Source organism: uncultured Pseudoflavonifractor sp., assembly GCF_944387275.1.
GTDB lineage: Bacteria > Bacillota > Clostridia > Oscillospirales > Oscillospiraceae > Pseudoflavonifractor > Pseudoflavonifractor intestinihominis.
The window spans coordinates 1-17,723 of the sequence record NZ_CALXEG010000052.1; the positions used below are offsets into that span (position 1 = coordinate 1).

At 61.6% G+C, this 17,723-nt stretch carries 19 protein-coding genes and 1 tRNA gene; 6 read left to right on the forward strand and 14 right to left on the reverse strand.

Annotated elements, in window-relative coordinates; all coding sequences use genetic code 11:
* The 8 genes from Q0K23_RS11395 to Q0K23_RS11430 all read right to left on the reverse strand — a co-directional run.
* A partial coding sequence (locus tag Q0K23_RS11395) for a class I tRNA ligase family protein (protein WP_294522258.1) occupies positions 1-1,097 on the reverse strand: 1,097 nt, incomplete at its 3' end.
* A 154-nt stretch (positions 1,098-1,251) separates the two neighbouring features.
* The gene (locus Q0K23_RS11400) at positions 1,252-2,631 is read right to left on the reverse strand and encodes a hypothetical protein (RefSeq protein ID WP_294522261.1); all 1,380 of its coding nucleotides are present in this window, start codon (positions 2,629-2,631) and stop codon (positions 1,252-1,254) included.
* Positions 2,624-3,103 (reverse strand): RNA polymerase sigma factor, encoded by a 480-nt coding sequence (locus Q0K23_RS11405; RefSeq protein WP_294522265.1) that lies wholly within the window; start codon positions 3,101-3,103, stop codon positions 2,624-2,626. The genes Q0K23_RS11400 and Q0K23_RS11405 overlap by 8 nt, the downstream gene beginning before the upstream one ends.
* 129 nt (positions 3,104-3,232) lie before the next feature.
* Positions 3,233-3,775: a phosphodiesterase gene (yfcE, locus tag Q0K23_RS11410; RefSeq protein ID WP_294522268.1), complete on the reverse strand. Its 543-nt coding sequence runs from the start codon at positions 3,773-3,775 to the stop codon at positions 3,233-3,235.
* 127 nt (positions 3,776-3,902) lie between these two features.
* The gene (locus tag Q0K23_RS11415) at positions 3,903-4,694 is read right to left on the reverse strand and encodes a cell wall hydrolase (RefSeq protein ID WP_294522271.1); all 792 of its coding nucleotides are present in this window, start codon (positions 4,692-4,694) and stop codon (positions 3,903-3,905) included.
* Between the two features lie 162 nt (positions 4,695-4,856).
* Positions 4,857-6,335 carry an IMP dehydrogenase gene (gene guaB, locus Q0K23_RS11420; RefSeq protein WP_294522273.1) on the reverse strand — a complete coding sequence of 493 codons (1,479 nt, stop codon included), beginning with the start codon at positions 6,333-6,335 and terminating at the stop codon, positions 4,857-4,859.
* Positions 6,336-6,493: 158 nt separating this feature from the next.
* Positions 6,494-7,237 carry an acyl-[acyl-carrier-protein] thioesterase gene (locus Q0K23_RS11425; protein WP_294522276.1) on the reverse strand — a complete coding sequence of 248 codons (744 nt, stop codon included), beginning with the start codon at positions 7,235-7,237 and terminating at the stop codon, positions 6,494-6,496.
* Positions 7,238-7,321: 84 nt separating this feature from the next.
* Positions 7,322-7,939, reverse strand: coding sequence for a hypothetical protein (locus Q0K23_RS11430; protein ID WP_294522278.1), 618 nt, complete (start codon positions 7,937-7,939; stop codon positions 7,322-7,324).
* A 177-nt stretch (positions 7,940-8,116) separates the two neighbouring features.
* Here Q0K23_RS11430 and spoVAD point away from each other — a divergent pair, with 177 nt between their 5' ends.
* Both spoVAD and spoVAE read left to right on the forward strand, forming a co-directional pair.
* The gene (gene spoVAD, locus Q0K23_RS11435; protein WP_294522281.1) at positions 8,117-9,142 is read left to right on the forward strand and encodes a stage V sporulation protein AD; all 1,026 of its coding nucleotides are present in this window, start codon (positions 8,117-8,119) and stop codon (positions 9,140-9,142) included.
* Between the two features lie 13 nt (positions 9,143-9,155).
* A complete protein-coding gene (spoVAE, locus tag Q0K23_RS11440; RefSeq protein WP_294522284.1) occupies positions 9,156-9,524 on the forward strand; it encodes a stage V sporulation protein AE in 369 nt (122 codons plus the stop codon).
* A gap of 57 nt (positions 9,525-9,581) precedes the next feature.
* Here spoVAE and Q0K23_RS11445 read toward each other — a convergent pair whose 3' ends face one another.
* Positions 9,582-11,552 carry a bifunctional UDP-sugar hydrolase/5'-nucleotidase gene (locus tag Q0K23_RS11445; protein WP_294522287.1) on the reverse strand — a complete coding sequence of 657 codons (1,971 nt, stop codon included), beginning with the start codon at positions 11,550-11,552 and terminating at the stop codon, positions 9,582-9,584.
* Between the two features lie 326 nt (positions 11,553-11,878).
* Here Q0K23_RS11445 and Q0K23_RS11450 point away from each other — a divergent pair, with 326 nt between their 5' ends.
* Positions 11,879-12,625, forward strand: coding sequence for a hemolysin III family protein (locus Q0K23_RS11450; protein ID WP_294522290.1), 747 nt, complete (start codon positions 11,879-11,881; stop codon positions 12,623-12,625).
* 69 nt (positions 12,626-12,694) lie between these two features.
* Here the strand turns inward: Q0K23_RS11450 and trmB are convergent, their stop codons facing one another.
* Positions 12,695-13,390: a tRNA (guanosine(46)-N7)-methyltransferase TrmB gene (trmB, locus tag Q0K23_RS11455; RefSeq protein WP_294522293.1), complete on the reverse strand. Its 696-nt coding sequence runs from the start codon at positions 13,388-13,390 to the stop codon at positions 12,695-12,697.
* Positions 13,391-13,936: 546 nt separating this feature from the next.
* Here trmB and Q0K23_RS11460 point away from each other — a divergent pair.
* A tRNA-Pro gene (locus Q0K23_RS11460) sits at positions 13,937-14,012 on the forward strand.
* A 227-nt stretch (positions 14,013-14,239) separates the two neighbouring features.
* On the opposite strand, the gene Q0K23_RS11465 is transcribed toward Q0K23_RS11460, so the two are convergent.
* Entirely contained in the window at positions 14,240-14,461 is a 222-nt protein-coding gene (locus tag Q0K23_RS11465; protein ID WP_294522296.1) for a helix-turn-helix domain-containing protein, read from the reverse strand.
* A 101-nt stretch (positions 14,462-14,562) separates the two neighbouring features.
* On the opposite strand from Q0K23_RS11465, the gene Q0K23_RS11470 reads away from it, so the two are divergent.
* On the forward strand, positions 14,563-14,814 hold the full coding sequence (locus tag Q0K23_RS11470; RefSeq protein ID WP_294522299.1) for a hypothetical protein: 252 nt from the start codon (positions 14,563-14,565) through the stop codon (positions 14,812-14,814).
* A gap of 174 nt (positions 14,815-14,988) precedes the next feature.
* A complete protein-coding gene (locus Q0K23_RS11475) occupies positions 14,989-15,426 on the forward strand; it encodes a zinc ribbon domain-containing protein (RefSeq protein ID WP_294522302.1) in 438 nt (145 codons plus the stop codon).
* A 177-nt stretch (positions 15,427-15,603) separates the two neighbouring features.
* On the opposite strand, the gene Q0K23_RS11480 is transcribed toward Q0K23_RS11475, so the two are convergent.
* The 3 genes from Q0K23_RS11480 to Q0K23_RS11490 form a co-directional block, all read right to left on the reverse strand.
* Complete coding sequence (locus Q0K23_RS11480) at positions 15,604-16,833, reverse strand: site-specific integrase (RefSeq protein WP_294522305.1); 1,230 nt, start codon at positions 16,831-16,833, stop codon at positions 15,604-15,606.
* Positions 16,834-16,952: 119 nt separating this feature from the next.
* Positions 16,953-17,171, reverse strand: coding sequence for a helix-turn-helix domain-containing protein (locus Q0K23_RS11485; protein WP_294522308.1), 219 nt, complete (start codon positions 17,169-17,171; stop codon positions 16,953-16,955).
* Positions 17,172-17,241: 70 nt separating this feature from the next.
* On the reverse strand, positions 17,242-17,723 hold a 482-nt coding region (locus Q0K23_RS11490), incomplete at its 5' end, for a tetratricopeptide repeat protein (protein WP_294522311.1).

The following is a 17,723-nucleotide window of genomic DNA, read 5'->3' on the forward strand; positions in this document are numbered from 1 at the left end:
TCCTCGCCGCCGGAGACCACCTCGATGATCTCACAGCCGAACTTCTTGGCAAACTCCCAGTCGCGGTCGTCGTGGGCAGGCACGGCCATGATGGCGCCGGTGCCGTAGGTGGAGAGCACGTAGTCGGAGATGAAGATGGGGATCTCCTTGCCGTTGACCGGGTTGACGCCCTTCACGCCGTCCAGGCACACGCCGGTCTTCTCCTTGTTCAGCTCGGTGCGCTCCAGGTCGGACTTGGAGGCGGCCTCCCGCTGATAGGCCTGGACGTCGTCCGCGTTTTTCAGCAGGGGCATCCACTTCTTGATGAGCTCGTGCTCGGGAGAGAGGACCATATAGGTGGCGCCGAACAGGGTGTCCGGCCGGGTGGTGTACACCACGATGTCGTCGCCGGTGGTGGCCTTGAAGGTGACCTCGGCGCCGGTGGAGCGGCCGATCCAGTTCTTCTGCTGGATCTTCACCCGCTCAATGAAGTCCAGGTCGTCCAGGTCGTCGATGAGGCGCTGAGCGTACTCGGTGATCTTGAGCATCCACTGGCTCTTCTCCTTGCGGATGACGGGGGAGCCGCAGCGCTCGCACACGCCCTCTACAACCTCCTCGTTGGCCAGCACGCACTTGCAGGAGGTGCACCAGTTGACGGGCATGGTGGTCTTGTAGGCCAGGCCGTGCTTGTACAGCTGGAGGAAGATCCACTGGGTCCACTTGTAGTAGCTGGGGTCGGTGGTGTTGATCACCCGGTCCCAGTCGAAGGAGTAGCCCAGCATGTGCAGCTGCTTGGAGAAGTTCTCAATGTTGTCGTGGGTCACCTTGGCCGGGTGGATGTGGTTCTTGATGGCGTAGTTCTCGGTGGGCAGGCCGAAGGCGTCGTAGCCCATGGGGAAGAGCACGTTGTACCCGTCCATGCGGCGCTTGCGGGCCACCACGTCCATGGCGGTGTAGGGCCGGGTGTGGCCCACGTGGAGGCCCTGACCGGAGGGATAGGGGAACTCGACCAGGGCATAGAACTTGGGCTTGTCGCTGTGGTTCTCACAGTGGAAGGTCTTCTCCTCCGCCCATTTCTTCTGCCACTTGGGCTCGATGCTGGCAAAATCGTACTTCAAATCTCTCACGCTTTCCTGTGATATCATAGCAGACCGCGGCGGTCTTGGTTCAATCTGTCATATTATACTGGAAAAGTGACCGGATTTCAAGGGGTTCCGCAGGAAAGAGGGGCGCCCGCCGGAGATCCGGCGGGCGCCCCTCGCTGTTTTTTCTTCACTTTGTCAGTGGGAGCAGGACGCCTGTCCCCTCTTGCGGCACATAGTGTTCCTCGTACAGCTCCAACCCGGCCAGCCCCTCCGTCTGGGCCTGTGCGGCCTCGTCCAGGGACCAGGTGATGGTGACGCTGCCGTCCCGCCAGTCGGTGTAGCTGTTCTGGTAGACGTCGGGGGCCCCGTCGCCGTAAAACAGCTTCTCCCCCGCACCGTCCAGGAAGTAGGCGATACTGCCGCAGTAACCGGTGTTGCCCACTGCGCCGTCCGGCTCCAGCCGGAGGGCCATCTGTCCCTCCTCCACCGTGAAGGACGCGAAGGTGTAACCGCCCTCCCCCTGCCAGGGCAGGTCCTCCAGGCCCACGGTGACAAATCCGCCTTCCAGCTCCGCCGGCAGCAGCTCCAGGGTCTCCGGGTCCTCCAGGCCGTAGAGGATATAGGACTCCTCCCAGGCGGCGCCGTCCTCCGTTGCCTCCGAGGTCAGCACGTCGTAGGGGTAGTACCTGCCGTCCTCATCCCGGACCACAAACCAGCCCAGGCCGCCCCACAGGTCCGGCTCCGCCCGGTATTCCTCGGGCACCGTCACCCGGGCCCGCAGCACCGTGCCCAGGGGGGAGACGGTGACGCTCAGGGCCTCCACCTGCCGCTCCCCCAGCGCCGCCGGGGCGGCGAGCATGTCAGTATGCCCCTCCATAGGCTCAGCCGTCAGGGTAAAGCTCCACTGCCCGGCCTCCCCCCGGTCGGATACGCCGTCCCAGTCCCCCAGGGGGGCCTCCGCCCTCAGGGTGACGGTCTCCCCGTCCGACAGGGCCCCGGCCCGGTTCAGGGGCAGCCGGGCCATGCCCACCAGGGTGTTGGCGTCCAGCAGATACTGCTGGCCGTCCTGCCCGCCGGTCAGTGCCTCCCCGTCCGCCTCCAGGGTGAAGGCGGGCTCCAGGCCCATGGCCTGCCAGAGGTCGGGCGCATCCGGCGAGATGGGCAGATGCTCCCGCTGGGACCAGGCCTCCATAGGCTCCGCCGTCCGGAGGGTGTAGAACACGGTGCAGAAATTCTCGTCCATGGCCGTGTACTCGATGGTCAGGGTGTCCTCGCTGTCCGCTGTGTCGGGCAGGTCCACCCGCTGAGCGTATTCCTCATAGAAGGCCGCCTGGCCCAGGAACTGGTACTCCTCCCTGCCCTTCAGGAAGTCCAATGCGCCGGTGACATAGGCCAGGGCCGACGCGGCCAGCACGGCGCACACCGCCGCGGCTGCCAGGGCGGTCCGTCCCGCCCGGCCTGCTCGGGGCGCTCTTGCCGTTCCGGTCATCATGTCCACCAGCTTCTCCTTCTGCTCCGCCGTCAGGGCCACGGCGTCCATCTCCCTGTGGTATTCCCGTTCAAGCATGCTCCTCATCCTCCTTCAGCATGTCCCGCAGCATCCCTCTTGCCCGGCTCAGCCGGGTGCGGACCGCGCCTTCCCGCAGCCCCAGAATTTTTGCGATCTCCTCCACCGGCAGGTCCTCGTAGTAGAAGAGATGCACCGGCGCCCGGTACTGCTCCGGCAGGGCCAGCACCGCCTCCAGCACGTCCCCCCGCTCCCCATCCGGCGCGGCGGCGTTGGCCGCCTCCTCCAGGGGCAGGTCCCGCCTGCGCCACGGCCTGCGGAACAGGCTCCGGGTGCAGTTCATAGCCACGTGGAGCAGCCAGGCCCGGCAGTGGGCCTCGTCCCGGAACACAGGCGCCGCCCGCACCAGCCGGAGAAAGGTCTCCTGGGTGATGTCCTCGGCGTCCTCCCGGCTGCCGGTGCGGGCGTAGGCCAGCCGGTACACCGCCTGGCTGTGGGCCTCCACCAGCCGCGCCGCCTCTTCCCGCTCCATGCTCATCGCCTCCTTCTTCCGTTCTGCCTATTACACGCGGCATCTCCACGGATTGTTACAGACAGCACAAAAATTCCCGGCAGAGTGTTTTTTCAACGCTCTGCCGGGAACATATGCCCGCTGTGGAGTTTACAGGCTGAGGGTGTGGTAGACCTGGCCGGACAGGTTCTTCCACTGGAAGGTGGTCCCGTCGAAGGTCATGTACCCTCTCTCGCTCCCCTCCTTGGGGATGGACACCGAGCCGGGATTCAGGTACAGGTTCTCCCCCACCCTCTCCCAGGCAGGGATGTGGGTGTGGCCGTGGAGCAGGATATCCCCGGACTGAAGGGGCGGCATGGCGCTTTTGTTGTGGTGATGGCCGTGGGTGGCGAAGATCATCCGCTCACCCGCCCACAATATGGCGTAGTCGGCCAGGACGGGGAATTCCAGCACCATCTGGTCCACCTCTGCCTCGCAGTTGCCCCGGACGCACAGCAGACGGCTCTTGCGCTCGTTCAGCAGGGCGATGACCTCCTTGGGGGCGTACTGGTCGGGCAGGTCGTTCCGGGGGCCGTGGTAGAGCAAATCCCCCAGCAGCAGCAGGCGGTCCGCGCCCTCCCGGTCAAAGGCGGCCAGCAGGTCCCGGCAGTACCGGGCGGAGCCGTGGATATCCGAGGCGATCATCAGGTTCATGTCTGTTCTCCTTCTCCGGCGCGTCCGCCGGGCACAGTTTCATCGTTCAGTCAAAGAAGTACCATGTTCCCGCCTGAAAGTCAAGGACGAAAAAACAGCGGCCTCCTGTTGGGAGGCCGCTGTGATATCAACCGTAGAAGGAATGTCCGCCGATGGTGACGATGTGGCTCTTGTTGAGAGAGGCCCAGCAGGAGATGCCCGCGCCGTTGAACCAGTAGGCGCCGGGAGCCTCCATGGCGCCCTCCAGGCAGAGCTTGGCGGCCAGGATGGACTCGCTGTTGGGCTCGCAGTTGGTGGCGCCGGGGAACTGGTTGGGCTGGCTGAGCACTTCCTTCACCGTGTTGGGGAAGGAGGGGCTGGCCACCCGGTTGAGGATCACGTTGCCCACGGCGATCTTGCCCTCCAGGGGCTGGTTGCCGCTCTCGTGGGTGATGACCCGGGCCAGCAGGTCCACGGTCTCGGCGTCGTAGTAGGTGCTGCCCGAGGCCAGAGGGGTACCGGCGGAGGTGTAGGTCACGGAGCCGTCCCAGCCGATGGCCGCGCCCAGGGCGGTGGCCAGCACCCGGGTGGGCACCAGGGTGTCGCCGGTGTCGTCCACCTTCACGCCGTCGGGGATGTACAGGTACCGGTCGTTGATGACCAGGAAGTTGGTGCCGATGCGGGCATACATGGTGAAGTCGTCCGCCCGGGCCACCAGCTGGTTGTTCTCCCAGGTAATGACCGCGTCGGGCCGGAGGGCCAGGGTGACGCCGTAGAAGGAGGTGTAGGTGGTATCACCGTACAGGGTGGCGTGGAAATTGGTCTGCTCCACGCCGTTCACCACCACGGGGGCGGTGGTATTCTCTGCCGCCAGCGCATGACCGCTGAGGCTGATCGTCAGTGCAAGTCCGAGTAAGGCGCAGGAAAAACGCTTCTTCATGTGTCCACTCCTCAAACCCGTTTCCGTTCGGAAACTTTTTGTTACCATATTGTAACCTATCTGTTTCCAAATTGCAAGAGTTTTCTTTGGCGTCTCCTGTCGCCCCCTCAAAAAGTGCGCAAAAGTGCCCGTACCTGTCCGGTACGGGCACTTTTAAACAGCTTAGTGCTGGGCGTTGATGGTGTAGTTGGGCGCCTCTTTGGTGATATACACGTCGTGGGGGTGGCTCTCGCGGAGACCGGCGGCGGTGATCTGGATGAACTGGGCCTTCTTCTGCAGCTCAGACACGGTGCCGCAGCCGCAGTAGCCCATACCGGCCCGCAGGCCGCCCATCATCTGATAGATGGTGTCGGAGGTAGATCCCTTGTAGGGCACGCGGCCTTCCACACCTTCGGGGACCAGCTTCTTGTTGTTCTGCTGGAAGTAACGGTCCCTGGAGCCCTTGGCCATGGCGCCCAGGGAGCCCATGCCGCGGTAGACCTTGAACTGGCGGCCCTGGTAGACCTCGGTGTCCCCGGGGGACTCCTCGCAGCCGGCCAGCAGGGAGCCCAGCATGACCACGTTGGCGCCGGCGGCAATGGCCTTGGCGATGTCGCCGGAGTACTTCACGCCGCCGTCGGCGATGATGGGAATGCCGTACTTGTCAGCCACGCAGGCGGCGTCGTACACGGCGGTGATCTGGGGCACGCCGATACCGGCCACCACGCGGGTGGTGCAGATGGAGCCGGGGCCGATGCCCACCTTCACGCAGTCGGCGCCGGCCTCGATGAGGGCCTTGGTGCCCTCGGCGGTGGCCACGTTGCCGGCGATGAGCTGCACGTCGGGGTACAGGGCCTTGATGCGCTTGACGCACTCCAGGATATTGTGGCTGTGGCCGTGGGCGGAGTCCAGGCACAGCACGTCGGCGCCGGCCTCCACCAGGGCGGCCACACGGTCCAGCACGTCGTTGGTCACGCCGATGGCGGCGCCCACCAGCAGGCGGCCCTTGGCGTCACGGGCGGAGTTGGGGTACACCGTGGCCTTCTCGATGTCCTTGATGGTGATGAGGCCCTTGAGGCGGAACTCGTCGTCCACCAGGGGGAGCTTCTCGATCTTGTGCTTGCGGAGGATCTCCTTGGCCTCCTCCAGGGTGATGCCCTCCTTGGCGGTGACCAGGTTTTCCTTGGTCATCACGTTGTCGATGAGCTGGGACATGTCCACCTCGAACTTCATGTCCCGGTTGGTGATGATGCCGATGAGCTTTCCGTTGTCGCAGATGGGCACGCCGGAGATGCGGTACTTGGCCATCAGCTCATCCGCCTCGGCCAGGGTGTGGCCGGGGGCCAGCCAGAAGGGGTTGGTGATAACGCCGTTCTCGCTGCGCTTGACCATGTCCACCTGCTCGGCCTGAGCGCCGATGGACATATTCTTGTGGATAATGCCGATGCCGCCCTCACGGGCAATGGCGATGGCCATGCGGTACTCGGTGACGGTATCCATGGCGGCGCTCATGAGAGGGATATTCAGCTGAATCTTCTTGGTAAGCTGGGTGTGCAGGTCGATGTCGGCGGGGAGCACGTCGCTGGCCGCGGGGACCAGCAGCACGTCGTCGAAGGTCAGGCCCTGCTTGGTAAACTTCTGTCGCTCATCGGTATTGACCATATCGCATCTCCTTTATCTTTTCCAGTGAATTTTCACTCGGTATACGGGATAAAACTCCATGCGCATGAAGTCTGGAACTGCAAATGGACACTTGTCCCATCCGAATAAATTTTTCCTATTTTACGGCGTACGAACCGTCTTGTCAAGAGGCGGTCCGTTCATTCTTGCAGGTTGGCCAAAGTGAGGGCTGCATCGAAGCGGATTTTGCCCTCTTCGCCCATACCCTGGACCAACTTTCTCTCTTCCGCCTGGCCGGTGAACAGGTCGATGGCCTCGCCGGGGCGGCACTCGGCCAGGTAGCACAGCTGGAGCTCAGACACATACTGCCCGCTGGCCATCCGCTCCAGATGGAGGGCGTCGCAGGCGAAGTCGGCGTAGCGCACGTTGTTGACATGGCCGTTGATGTCGGCGTCGCTGTAGTGGAGTGTGCGGTGCTCGGCCAGGGTCAGGTCCCCGGGCATCCGCAGGCTGGTCAGCCGCCTGTCCTTGCACAGCGCGCCGCCGTCGGTGCCCGCGAACTCCTCCACGTTGCTCAGCCGGAACAGCTTGTGGGTGTCCAGGTCGGCCAGCACCCAGGAGGACACCGCCTCCCCCACCGGCTCCCCCTTCACAAAGAGGTCAAAGTCCCGGTACATGGCGGCGCCGTGGGCGCCCCGGTGCCAGGTGCGCACCGTCACCGGCTCGCTCCAGTGGAGGGGCCGGGAGAGCCGGTACCAGATGCGGGAGAGCATCCAGAACACGTTGTACCGGTCGATCATCTCGTCCCGGGACACGTGGAGCTCCACCGCCGCCGAGGTGGCCGCCTCCTGGAGGATGCCCAGCAGGGCCGAAGGCCGGCACTGGTCAAAGGGGTCTACGTCCCGGGAGTCCACAGGGTAGGTATTTTCATAGTAAACGCTCAAGATCGTTCTTCCTTTCCCGGTATGCCCAGGCTGCCGGAGTCCTCTCCGGCAGTCCGCCCTGTCCTGGGGGGACAGGGCCCGTCCTCAGCGCCCGCTGTGGGCGCCGTGGATCACAATGGTGTTCTTGCAGCAGATGTCGTCGATGTCCGAGGCGGTGGCGGCGGGGATGCGCATGGCCGCGCCGCAGTCGGCGCAGAACAGGTCGATGGAGCTGTAGTTCACCTGCATCTTCCACCGCTTGGAGCCGCAGGCGCAGGAGATGCCGCCCCGGGCGGCGATGTCCTTGAGCTCGGAGAGCACCTCGTGCATCACCAGCTCGTCCAGGAAGGTCCCCTTCTCCCCCGCGTCGCGCTCCACCTTGTCCACCGCCTCCTCCAGGCGGCGCACGGCGGCAAACACCGGCCCCTCCTCTCCCACGTAGCAGCAGTCCAGGCCGGACGCAGCGCAGGAGAAGGCCAGCGCCTTCTCGTGGAGAAAGGCCCTGGCGGAACAGGTGACGGTGTGCTCGGTCTGACAGAACAGGCAGGGCACGGTCAGCTTCACCCGGTCCCCCATCATCTCCACCCGGAGGGCGGACTTGCCGCAGGGACAGGGCAGCTCATTGGCCGAGGCGGCCAGCTGAAAGACGCTGCGCTCCACGATCACGCTCTGCCGGCAGGAGGGGCAGATGTAGGCCAGCGTCCGTTTGCTCTCTTGTTCCATGAAAAAAATCCCTCATTTCGCCGCCGGAGACAGCAATGCCGTCTCTGCGAACAGATAATAGCATTATACCGCAAATACCGCCGTTTGACCAGCACATCCGCCGACAAAATGTACCCTTATATTTTCTTCTCTTTTTGTTCAAACTAGGCCCATATCCGAACATGTGAGGTGGCGCGTATGGAGACAAAGCGTCTGGGTTCCCAGACGGTGGCGCTGGCCTGCCCGCCCGCTGTGGCGGGCTATGCCAGCGTGGTGGGCAAAAAAGAGGGCGACGGCCCGCTCTCGTCCTTCTTCGACCACATCGAGCAGGACGACAGTTTTGGCGAGAAGAGCTGGGAGAAGGCGGAGAGCGCCATGCAGCGGCTGGCTCTGTCCATGGCGCTGAACAAGGCGGAGCTGGCCGCCCCGGCCCTGGACTATATCTTCGCCGGGGACCTGCTGAACCAGTGCATCGGCACCGGATTTGCCCTGCGTGGACAGGACATCCCCTTCTACGGGCTGTACGGCGCCTGTTCCACCATGGCGGAGAGCCTGTCCCTGGCGGCGCTGATGATCGACGGCGGGTTTGCCCGCCATGCGGCGGCCCTGACCTCCTCCCACTTCTGCTCGGCGGAGCGGCAGTACCGCACGCCTCTGGAGTACGGCGGCCAGCGCACCCCCACCGCCCAGTGGACGGTGACCGGCTCGGGCTGCACCATTCTGGCCGCCCAGGGGAACGGGCCCAGGGTGACCCACGTGACCACGGGCAAGATCGCGGACAAGGGCATCAAGGACGCCAACAATATGGGCGCGGCTATGGCCCCCGCCGCCTACGAGACCATCAAGGCCCACCTTCAGGACACCGGGCGTAAACCCTCCTGCTACGACCTGATCCTCACCGGCGACCTGGGCAAGCTGGGCCGGGACATCGTGGAGGACCTGTTCCGCCGGGACGGGGTGGAGCTGTCCAACCTGGCCGACTGCGGCACCATGATCTACGACCTGGAGGGTCAGGATGTCCACTGCGGCGGCTCCGGATGCGGCTGCTCCGCCGTGGTGCTCAACGGGTATCTGATGGACGGTCTGAAGCGGGGCCGGTGGAAGCGGCTCCTCTTCTGCGGCACCGGGGCCCTCCTCTCCCCCACCTCCACCCAGCAGGGGGAGTCCATCCCCGCCATCTGCCACGCGGTGGCGCTGGCGGCCCCGGGCTGCGAGACTGTATAAAGGAGGAATCACAATGGAAATGCTGTGGGAATACGGCCGGGCCTTTCTGTGCGGCGGCCTGCTCTGCCTCATCGGCCAGCTGCTCATCGACAAGACCAAGCTGACCCCCGCCCGCATCCTGGTGGCCTATGTGGTCTCCGGCGTGGTGCTGGGCGGCCTGGGGCTGTACAAATACGTGGTGGAGTTCGGCGGCGCGGGGGCCACCGTCCCCCTCACCGGCTTCGGCTATCTGCTGGCCAAAGGCGTGGCCAAGGCGGTGGAGGAACAGGGAGTGCTGGGGGTGCTCACAGGCGGCGTCACCGCCGCGGCGGGCGGCATCACCGCCGCCATCTTCTTCAGCTGGCTCTCCGCCCTCATCTTCCGGCCCAAGCCCAAGGACTGAACCGCCCAGACAGCACAAAAGGGAACCGTTCCGGTTCCCTTTTGCGGATGGGTTCTGTTATCCCCTGTAACCCCGGTAGCCTCTCCGGACTCCGGAGCGACGGGAGCGGCGGCGCTTCCGGGTGGCCACCCGGCAGATGATGAACACCACCAGGGCCACCAGCACCAGCGCCACGCCCAGCACCACCAGGGTGATCCAGTTGGGCTGGCGGAGCAGGGCGACGGGGTTGACGCTCTCGTCCCGCACCTTGCGGCCCTCAGGCCCCGCGTACCGCTGGGGCACCTGGGGCACGCCGTCCGTGGGGGTGAAGGAGGCCAGGTAGGTGGCCACCGCGTACCACTCCTTCAGCTCGGAGCCGTCCTCCAGGTGGATGATGTGGGCCTCATAGTCGGTGATGGGGTTGCCCCACTCGTCCTTGGGTGTGATCTTCAGGATGCCGTAGGACATGTCGGTCACGGTGCCCAGCATCTGGCTGGAGTAGAGGTTGGTCACCACCCGGTAGAGCTTGTTGTCGTCAATGGCCTCGGTGGTGCCGTCAGAGTGGAGGAGGGCCGGGTCAGTCACCCGGTTGAAGAGCATCCGGTGCATATTAAAGGTGTAGCGCACACCGGAGCTGTACAGCTGGGCGCCCGAGAAGATGGGTCCCACCGACGGGTCCAGCTCCAGCACGGTCTTCAGCTCCTTGCCGGTGAGCCACACGTCGATCAGCGGGTAGCCCGGCGAGCCGTCCGCGCCCGAGCCGATGGAGCTGACGTTGAAGGCGTCGGAGACCGTGATGTCCCCCTGGGAGAAGCTGGCCCGGATGACTCCCGAGTTGACAAAGGCCGCCGTGATGGGCGCCGCGTTGGTGCCCGCCTCGGTCTGGCGCACGGCGTAGATATAGGCGTCGGTGATCAGGTTGCCCAGGCTGTCCTCCTCCTGCTCCCGGGCGAACTGGGAGACAGGGGTGAAGTCGAAGGGGCTGTAGGCCAGCACCTGGTCAAAGGTCATGCCGAACTGGGACAGATACTCCGTCTCCACCAGGTCCTTGTACCCGGACACCTGGGCGGCGATCTGCGCATTCTCCGGCACGTTCTCGTCGATGGGGATCAGCTCGTAGTCCAGGACCGCGTTGTTGCCCTCCGCGTCCTTTTTGATGGTCACCTTGCCCAGGTTGGTGCAGTACTCCCCCGTGCAGCCGATGACGGTGTTGTTCACAATCGTGGGCTCCACCATGGTGGAGTGGGTGTGGCCGGAGACGATGAAGTCGATGCCGTCCACGTTCTTGGCCAGCAGCTCGTCCTCCGACTTCTTGGGGTCCGGGTTGGTGCCGCTGTGGGACAGGCAGATGAGAAAATCGTACTCCTCGTTGGCCTTGATCTCGTCCACCACCCGCTGGGCCGCCTGGACAATGGGCTCAAACTCCATGCCCGACATGGGCGCGCAGGCGTCCGCGTCCTCGCCCAGGACGCCGAACACCGCGAAGCGCACCCCGTCCCGCTCGATCATCACATAGTCGGTGACGCCATAGTCCGCCATGGCCTCCACCACTGCCTTGTCCCCCTCCGGGTCCTTGGGGGTGACGTAGTTGGCCTGGACCAGGGCGGGCAGCGGGTCGCCGCTCCGGACAGCCGCCTCCAGCATCTTGGCCAGACCGTCCGCCCGGTACTCGTACTCGTGGTTTCCGAAGGTGGCCGCGTCGTACCCCAGGGCCCCCAGACTGCGCAGTTCGCTGGCCTGGGTGGTATAGATGGTCTGGAACAGGGTGCCCATGGAGAAGTCGCCCCCGTCCACCGTGATGCAGGCGTACCCCGACGCCTCCGCCTGGGCCCGCTCGTCCTCCAGGGCGGTCATCAGCCGGGCAAAGCCGCCGTACTCCCCGCCGCCCTCCTTTTCCGCCGGAAGCAGATGGGAGTGCATATCGTGGGTGAACAGGATGGTGGCGGTCTTGCCCTCGTCCTCCTGGGCCCACGCAGGCGTTATCAGGCACCCCACAGACAATACCAATGTGACCAACAGCACAAAAATTTGTCTTGCACGCTTTTTCATGGTCTTCCCTCCCAGTGTTATGCTCTCATTATGCCATAATTCCGTTGAAATTGGAAGTTGTATTTGCGCGAATTGTACAAACGCCCCGGCCGCCTCCGGCGTTCTTTCCAATTATTCTTCCTTTTTTACCCATATTTTTTAATATAATTTTAAATATTAGATTACGTGATTTTTCTATTGATATCACAGAGTAACCGTGTTATACTATACCAAAGAAAAGCGGGACCTCCGCTTCTCTCCGATTTGTGTATACCTTCCCCCGCCCGCAGTGCGCGGCGGAGAACACCTCACTTTTTCAATCGCGCAACAGCGCATGGAGGTTTCTTATGGACGAACTTATGATGTATCCCGAATTTTCCGCTCCCCGGGTGGCTCCCGCCCGGGTCAGCCGCCGTCCCCAGGAGAAGGGCCGCAACCCCTATGACGGCCTGCGTCCCTGGTCCGCCATCACCCACGGCGTGGGCGCCGTGCTGGCTGTGCTGGGAACCGTGCTGCTGCTGGTCCGCTCCGCCCTGATGGGCCTGGACGGCTGGCACATCGTCTCCTTTGCCATCTACGGTGCCTCCATGATCGGACTTTACACCGCCAGCACCCTGTACCACTGCCTGCACACCGGCGTGCGCGGCCGCATCGCCCTGCGCAAGTTCGACCACGCCTCCATCTACCTGCTCATCGCCGGCAGCTATACCCCCATCTGCCTGACCGTGCTCCGCACCGTGGGCGCCTGGGGCTGGGCCCTGTTCTCCATTATCTGGGTCCTGGCTCTGGCCGGCGTGGTCCTCACCATGGGCTGGATCAACATGCCCCGCCAGCTCACTGCCGCCATCTATATCTCCATGGGCTGGATGGCCGTGGTGGCTGTCTATCCCCTCTACCTGACCGTGGGCTGGGCCGGCCTGTCCTGGCTGCTGGCCGGCGGCGTGCTCTACACCATCGGCGGCGTGTCCTACGCCCTGAAGTGGCCCGGTCGGGACAATCCCCGCTTCGGCTGCCACGAAATCTTCCACGTCTTTATCGTTCTGGGCAGCATCTGCCACTTCCTGCTGATGTACCGGGTGGTCTGCTTCCTCTGAGCCCTGAATCCGCATCAAAAAACGCCTGTGTGGCCGAGCCACACAGGCGTTTTCCCTGCTCAATGCAGTTTATTCCGCTCCGGTCTCTTCTTCCGGCTTGGGCTCCTCCCGGGGCGGCTCCGGCGGCAGCTCACCCATGGTGCCCACACAGCGGTTGATGGGGGTGCCCAGGTTGTGGAACTTCTCCTCATAGTCGGTCATTACGCCACAGATGCCGTTGGCGTGCAGGTCCCGGGTCACCTCGGAGAGTTCAAAGCCCGCCTGGGGGAACTGGGTCAGCGACCACTCGAACAGATCCCGGTTGTCCGTCTTGAAGTGGATCTGTCCCCCCTCCTTCAGCACCTCCCGGTACTTCTTCAGGAAGGCCACAAAGGTCAGCCGCCGCTTGGCGTGCCGCTTGGTGGGCCAGGGATCACAGAAGTTGATGTAGATCAGATCCACCTCGCCGGGGGCAAAATACTCCGGCAGCTTGGCCGCGTCTCCGTCTACAAAGAATACGTTGTGGAGCTCCATGGCCGTCACCCGCTCCATGGCAATCACCATGGCGTCCGGCACACGCTCCACCGCGATGAAAAGAATGTCCGGGTTCTGCGCCGCCGTCTCCGCGGTGAAACGCCCCTTGCCGCAGCCCAGCTCCAGCCGCAGTTCCCTGGCCTCCGGCATCAGGTCCCGCCAGTGCCCCCGTCTGGCCTCGGGATCACGGATCTGGCACGCCGCGCACCGCTCCATTCTCGGAATCAGATTTGGCTTTTTCCGCATTCTCATATTGTCTGCACCTCGCTTAAAAATCGTTAGTATCATACCATATCACGTGCTTTTCTGTAAAGGCGCTCTTGCAATCTCCTCCGCTTTATCGTATACTGACAAAGTTCGGTTGCTCCTCTTTGCCTTTTGACACCGCCGCCTGATTGTGGACCTGAAGCAGGGCCATACATGTTTATCCATGAAATGCTTGATTTCTCGCCCCCTGCCGTGTTATGATGCAGAGAGCAAGATATTGACCGGCGACGGCAGGGTTTTATACGCTTTTATTGTTCTATCAGACAGGAAATTGAATATCCGGGTGTAGCGCAGTTGGTAGCGCGCTTGCTTTGGGAGCGCGCGGGGGCCATCCATGAGGACAAAACCGCAACCCCGCAACCCGCTGGGACACTACCAGAAGCGGGAACCATTTCGGCAAAGTCGTTGGTCAAAAAACGGCCTTGACCACATGTTTGACCACAGTTATAATCATTTTATATCCGGGTGTAGCGCAGTTGGTAGCGCGCTTGCTTTGGGAGAATACGCCCAGGCCGCCCCACAATTTCATATCGAGGTGTAGCGCAGTTGGTAGCGCGCTTGGTTTGGGACCAAGATGCCGCGGGTTCGAATCCTGTCACCTCGACCAGCTTGAATAGAAAAAACCGCCTGAACAGGCGGTTTTTTCTGCGTTCTGGGGAAAATTTTAGGAGGCCGTCCCACCGGCACACCTCTTCCGAAAAGACCAGCGGGAAGAATCAAAACCGGTACCGGCAGAAGGTGGCCCAAAGCGGCAAATCCCTAACCAATCCCTAACCGCAGAAGGGCATGGAAAATGCGCCGTTCACAGATTTTCCGCCCACCATCTTCACGCTATTACTTGGCGGGATAGGGTTTGCTGGTGTTGGTCCGTCCCAGGATATAATCCGTGGATACCTGATAATAGTCCGCCAACTTCAGCAGATGGACCACTGGGATGGTCTGGAACCCACGCTCATAGCGGGAGTAGACGGTCTGGCTGATTCCCAGAATTTCCGCCACATCCTCCTGCCGCAGATCTTTATCTTCACGCAGATCTTTCAGTCTTTGAAAATACATGCAGCCCACCGTCCTTAGTACTGATTGATACTATTGACGATAAAGCATCTTTCTATTAGAATGTTGCTGGTAGAACTTATCAGTACTAAGAAGGTGTTTGAATGGAATTGTTGCAGGAGATTCTCTGTCATGTTCTGGCAGACAAGAAGGTTCAGATATCATTCTCTGGCCTTGCCGATACAGAGATCATCAAAATTGCTGAGCTGGAGTGCTACAAGGCGCTGCAAAAAATCAAAACCATTCTGGAGGACGACTCCCTGGAGGACAGCGAATGCTTTTATCGGACCCCCGAAATTGTCTGCGTGTTTGAGGATCTGGGTTCCGGCTGCGGCAACCGGCATGATTTTGGCTGACTCCATAGACGAGTAACCTCCCGCTGAACTGGATTTCCGCGGGAGGTTATCTTTGTCTATTGTTTAATAAAATCTGTTATGCCTGGTAGTAAAGTGAGGCAGAATCAGAGCAACAGACAGTTGCTTTGCTTTTTGTTCCCATCGTGGTACAATTCCGGTAAGGTGGTGATCGATATGGAACCCAAAGAAATTCTTCTGGAACTGCGCACCAAGCATGGGCTCTCACAGGAGCAGTTGGCGGAAAAGGTACATGTAACCCGGCAGGCAGTATCCCGCTGGGAGACAGGCGAAACGGTACCCAATACGGAGACTTTGAAGCTGCTTTCCAGGCTGTTTGATGTCTCCATCAACACCCTGCTGGGCTCGCCCCGACAGCTGATCTGTCAGTGCTGCGGTATGCCCCTGGAGGACGCCAATATCAGCCGGGAAACAGATGGCACTTTTAACGAAGAGTACTGCAAGTGGTGCTACGCTGACGGAAAATTTGTTTATACGAGTCTTGAGGAATTGCTGTGCTTCCTGGAGAATCATATGTCCAATGAAACCTGGCCTCCTGAACAGGTCAGAGCCTACTTCGAAACCCAATTGCCAAAATTAAACCACTGGAAATAGGACAAATCATCAATACCTTCCTCTGAAACATGAGATTTTCAGAGGAAGGTATTTTTATGAATAACTGATGCAGCCAGATTCCTCTGCGGCAACCGGCATGATTTTGGTTGAATTATCTGACAAAGAAAACGGGGCGATACGCTGGGAACCGTATCGCCCCATTTTGAATCGCTGCTTTCACCCCACTCTCTCAAAGGGTATCACTTTACATTCCCCATCCTCTGTTGGTTCTGGCGGCTCCGGTTCCGGCCTGGCTGTGGCCATTTCCATAAAGCCGCCGATCTTCTCCGCCGCACCTCTCTGCATATCGCTGGTAATGTGGGTATAGGTGTCCAGAGTAAATCCGGCGCTGTAGTGGCCCAGCATGCTGGACAGCGTTTTCACATCCACGCCGCTGGAGAGGGCCATGGTGGCGAAGGTGTGGCGCAGATCATGGAAGCGCACATGCTCCTCGATGCCGGCCTTTGCCAGCAGCTTCCGGTTGATCCTGGATACCGCGTCCGGACTCCAATAACCGCCGGTGCGGGGCGACGGGAACATGATGGGATTGTCCGGGTGCTGTTCATGCTCCCGGACCAGCAAGTCCACCGCCTGCTGGGAGAGCGCCACCCTGCGGACCGAGTTTTTGGTTTTCGGCTCCGTTACTACCAGCTCCCCGTCGATGCGGGTGACCTGCTTGCTCACCGACAGGATGCGGTCCTTCACATTCAGGTCGTCCCACCGGAGGGCCAGCAGCTCTCCCCGCCGCAGTCCGCTTGACAGTTCCAGGAAGAACATGGGCAGGACGCCGTACTGTTCCGCTTCCCGTAGATAAGCCCCCAGCTTTTCCGGCGGCAGGATGGTCATCTCCTTTTTCTCCTTGGGCGGGATGCGGCAGTTGTCGCAGGGATTATACGGAATGATCCGCTCCTTGACCGCCTGCTTCAGCGCCGAGGAGAGCACCATGTGGATGCGCCGCACCGTGCTTCCAGACAGGGCCGTGTCGGCCGTTTTCTCGAAGCGCTGCACCCGCCCGCTGGTTTTGGAATCGTTGTACATCTTCTGGATCTGGATGGCGGTGAGCCGTTTGAGTTTGACTCCTCCGATAGCCGGTACGATGTGGTTTTCGATCATGTTCTCATAGGTCTTGGCGGTGTTGGGTCGGATCACCGGCTTGCTGTAGGTTTCAAACCACAGCCTGCACCACTCCGCCACGGTGTAGTCCCCGTTGTGGTTGACCGGGATGCCCCGGTTGTCACGGATGGCCTTTGCCAGTTTCTCCTTGCATTCGGCCTGCGTCCGGGCGGACACGCTTTTCTGGATGGCGCGGCCGGTGCTGGGGTCGATGCCCTGGGTGTATCGGCCCTCCCAGCGGCCGTTGGGCTTTTTACGGATGCTGCCCTCGCCGTTGGCTCGTTTCTTTGCCATTGCTCATCCCTCCTTTACAACTCGCTAAGCGCCTCGCTTCACTCGGTTGCTCGCATGCATTGCGCCTGCGGGCGCTTATGGCAACACAAACAAATACCACAGAATCTTTGAAATAGCCACTAAAATATTTCCGTCTTTTTGGCCGCCTGCTCGTCGATCCACGCCATGAATTTATCACGTGGGACGATGATCCGGCTGCCCAGGGTGATGGTGGGGAAATCCTTCCGGTGGGCCACCTCATAGGCGTGGACCAGCCCGATGCCCAGCACATCGGCCACATCCTGCACGGTCAGCATCAGGGGCAGCTCGTTGAAGGAGTTGTACTTGGATCGTTTCATCGGATTCCTTTCTACCCTTCCGGCGGAAGGGATTTTATTCTTTGTTTTGCGGCGCAATTTCTGGAGGGGGTCACATCCCGCCTATGACCATGCCACCCTGGTTCTGCTTCTCCTCATGGTCATCCGGCTTGTGGCCCATAGCGATTTTCTTTGCCCGGATTTTTCTTCTTAGTTTGCTGTCCACCTGCAGGCCGGTGCTGGACTGGGGCAGGGAGCGATCCTCGAAGATCCGGCTCATGTGGTAGAGCAGCTGAGTGACCGCCAGCATCACAGAGGGCGGGCGGAGATCGTTTCTCTGCTCCAAAAAGAACTGAGCATACTGATTTCCCTGGACCGCGGAACGGCTGAACCACATCATTGCCTGGGCCTGATCCCGTGGTAGGCCCTGTCCCGTCAGGTGCAGCTTGCCCATCATGTACTGGGCGTACTGGTTTCCCGCCTCCGCCGATTTGGTGAACCAATCCGCCGCTCTGGCGGTGTCCTTGTTGACAGCGTTCCCCTCCAGATACTCTTTGCCCAGACGGTAAGCAGCAAAGTGGCTTCCGTTTTCCG

Bases quoted from the DNA above. Each gene is read 5' to 3' on its own strand.
- Q0K23_RS11415 (WP_294522271.1), bottom strand. From the start codon at position 4,694: ATGAAGAAGCGTTTTTCCTGCGCCTTACTCGGACTTGCACTGACGATC.
- Q0K23_RS11465 (WP_294522296.1), bottom strand. From the start codon at position 14,461: ATGTATTTTCAAAGACTGAAAGATCTGCGTGAAGATAAAGATCTGCGG.
- yfcE (WP_294522268.1), bottom strand. From the start codon at position 3,775: ATGAACCTGATGATCGCCTCGGATATCCACGGCTCCGCCCGGTACTGC.
- Q0K23_RS11450 (WP_294522290.1), top strand. From the start codon at position 11,879: ATGGACGAACTTATGATGTATCCCGAATTTTCCGCTCCCCGGGTGGCT.
- spoVAE (WP_294522284.1), top strand. From the start codon at position 9,156: ATGGAAATGCTGTGGGAATACGGCCGGGCCTTTCTGTGCGGCGGCCTG.
- Q0K23_RS11470 (WP_294522299.1), top strand. From the start codon at position 14,563: ATGGAATTGTTGCAGGAGATTCTCTGTCATGTTCTGGCAGACAAGAAG.
- Q0K23_RS11405 (WP_294522265.1), bottom strand. From the start codon at position 3,103: ATGGAGCGGGAAGAGGCGGCGCGGCTGGTGGAGGCCCACAGCCAGGCG.
- Q0K23_RS11400 (WP_294522261.1), bottom strand. From the start codon at position 2,631: ATGCTTGAACGGGAATACCACAGGGAGATGGACGCCGTGGCCCTGACG.
- Q0K23_RS11475 (WP_294522302.1), top strand. From the start codon at position 14,989: ATGGAACCCAAAGAAATTCTTCTGGAACTGCGCACCAAGCATGGGCTC.
- Q0K23_RS11485 (WP_294522308.1), bottom strand. From the start codon at position 17,171: ATGAAACGATCCAAGTACAACTCCTTCAACGAGCTGCCCCTGATGCTG.
- Q0K23_RS11480 (WP_294522305.1), bottom strand. From the start codon at position 16,833: ATGGCAAAGAAACGAGCCAACGGCGAGGGCAGCATCCGTAAAAAGCCC.
- trmB (WP_294522293.1), bottom strand. From the start codon at position 13,390: ATGAGAATGCGGAAAAAGCCAAATCTGATTCCGAGAATGGAGCGGTGC.
- guaB (WP_294522273.1), bottom strand. From the start codon at position 6,335: ATGGTCAATACCGATGAGCGACAGAAGTTTACCAAGCAGGGCCTGACC.
- Q0K23_RS11430 (WP_294522278.1), bottom strand. From the start codon at position 7,939: ATGGAACAAGAGAGCAAACGGACGCTGGCCTACATCTGCCCCTCCTGC.
- spoVAD (WP_294522281.1), top strand. From the start codon at position 8,117: ATGGAGACAAAGCGTCTGGGTTCCCAGACGGTGGCGCTGGCCTGCCCG.
- Q0K23_RS11445 (WP_294522287.1), bottom strand. From the start codon at position 11,552: ATGAAAAAGCGTGCAAGACAAATTTTTGTGCTGTTGGTCACATTGGTA.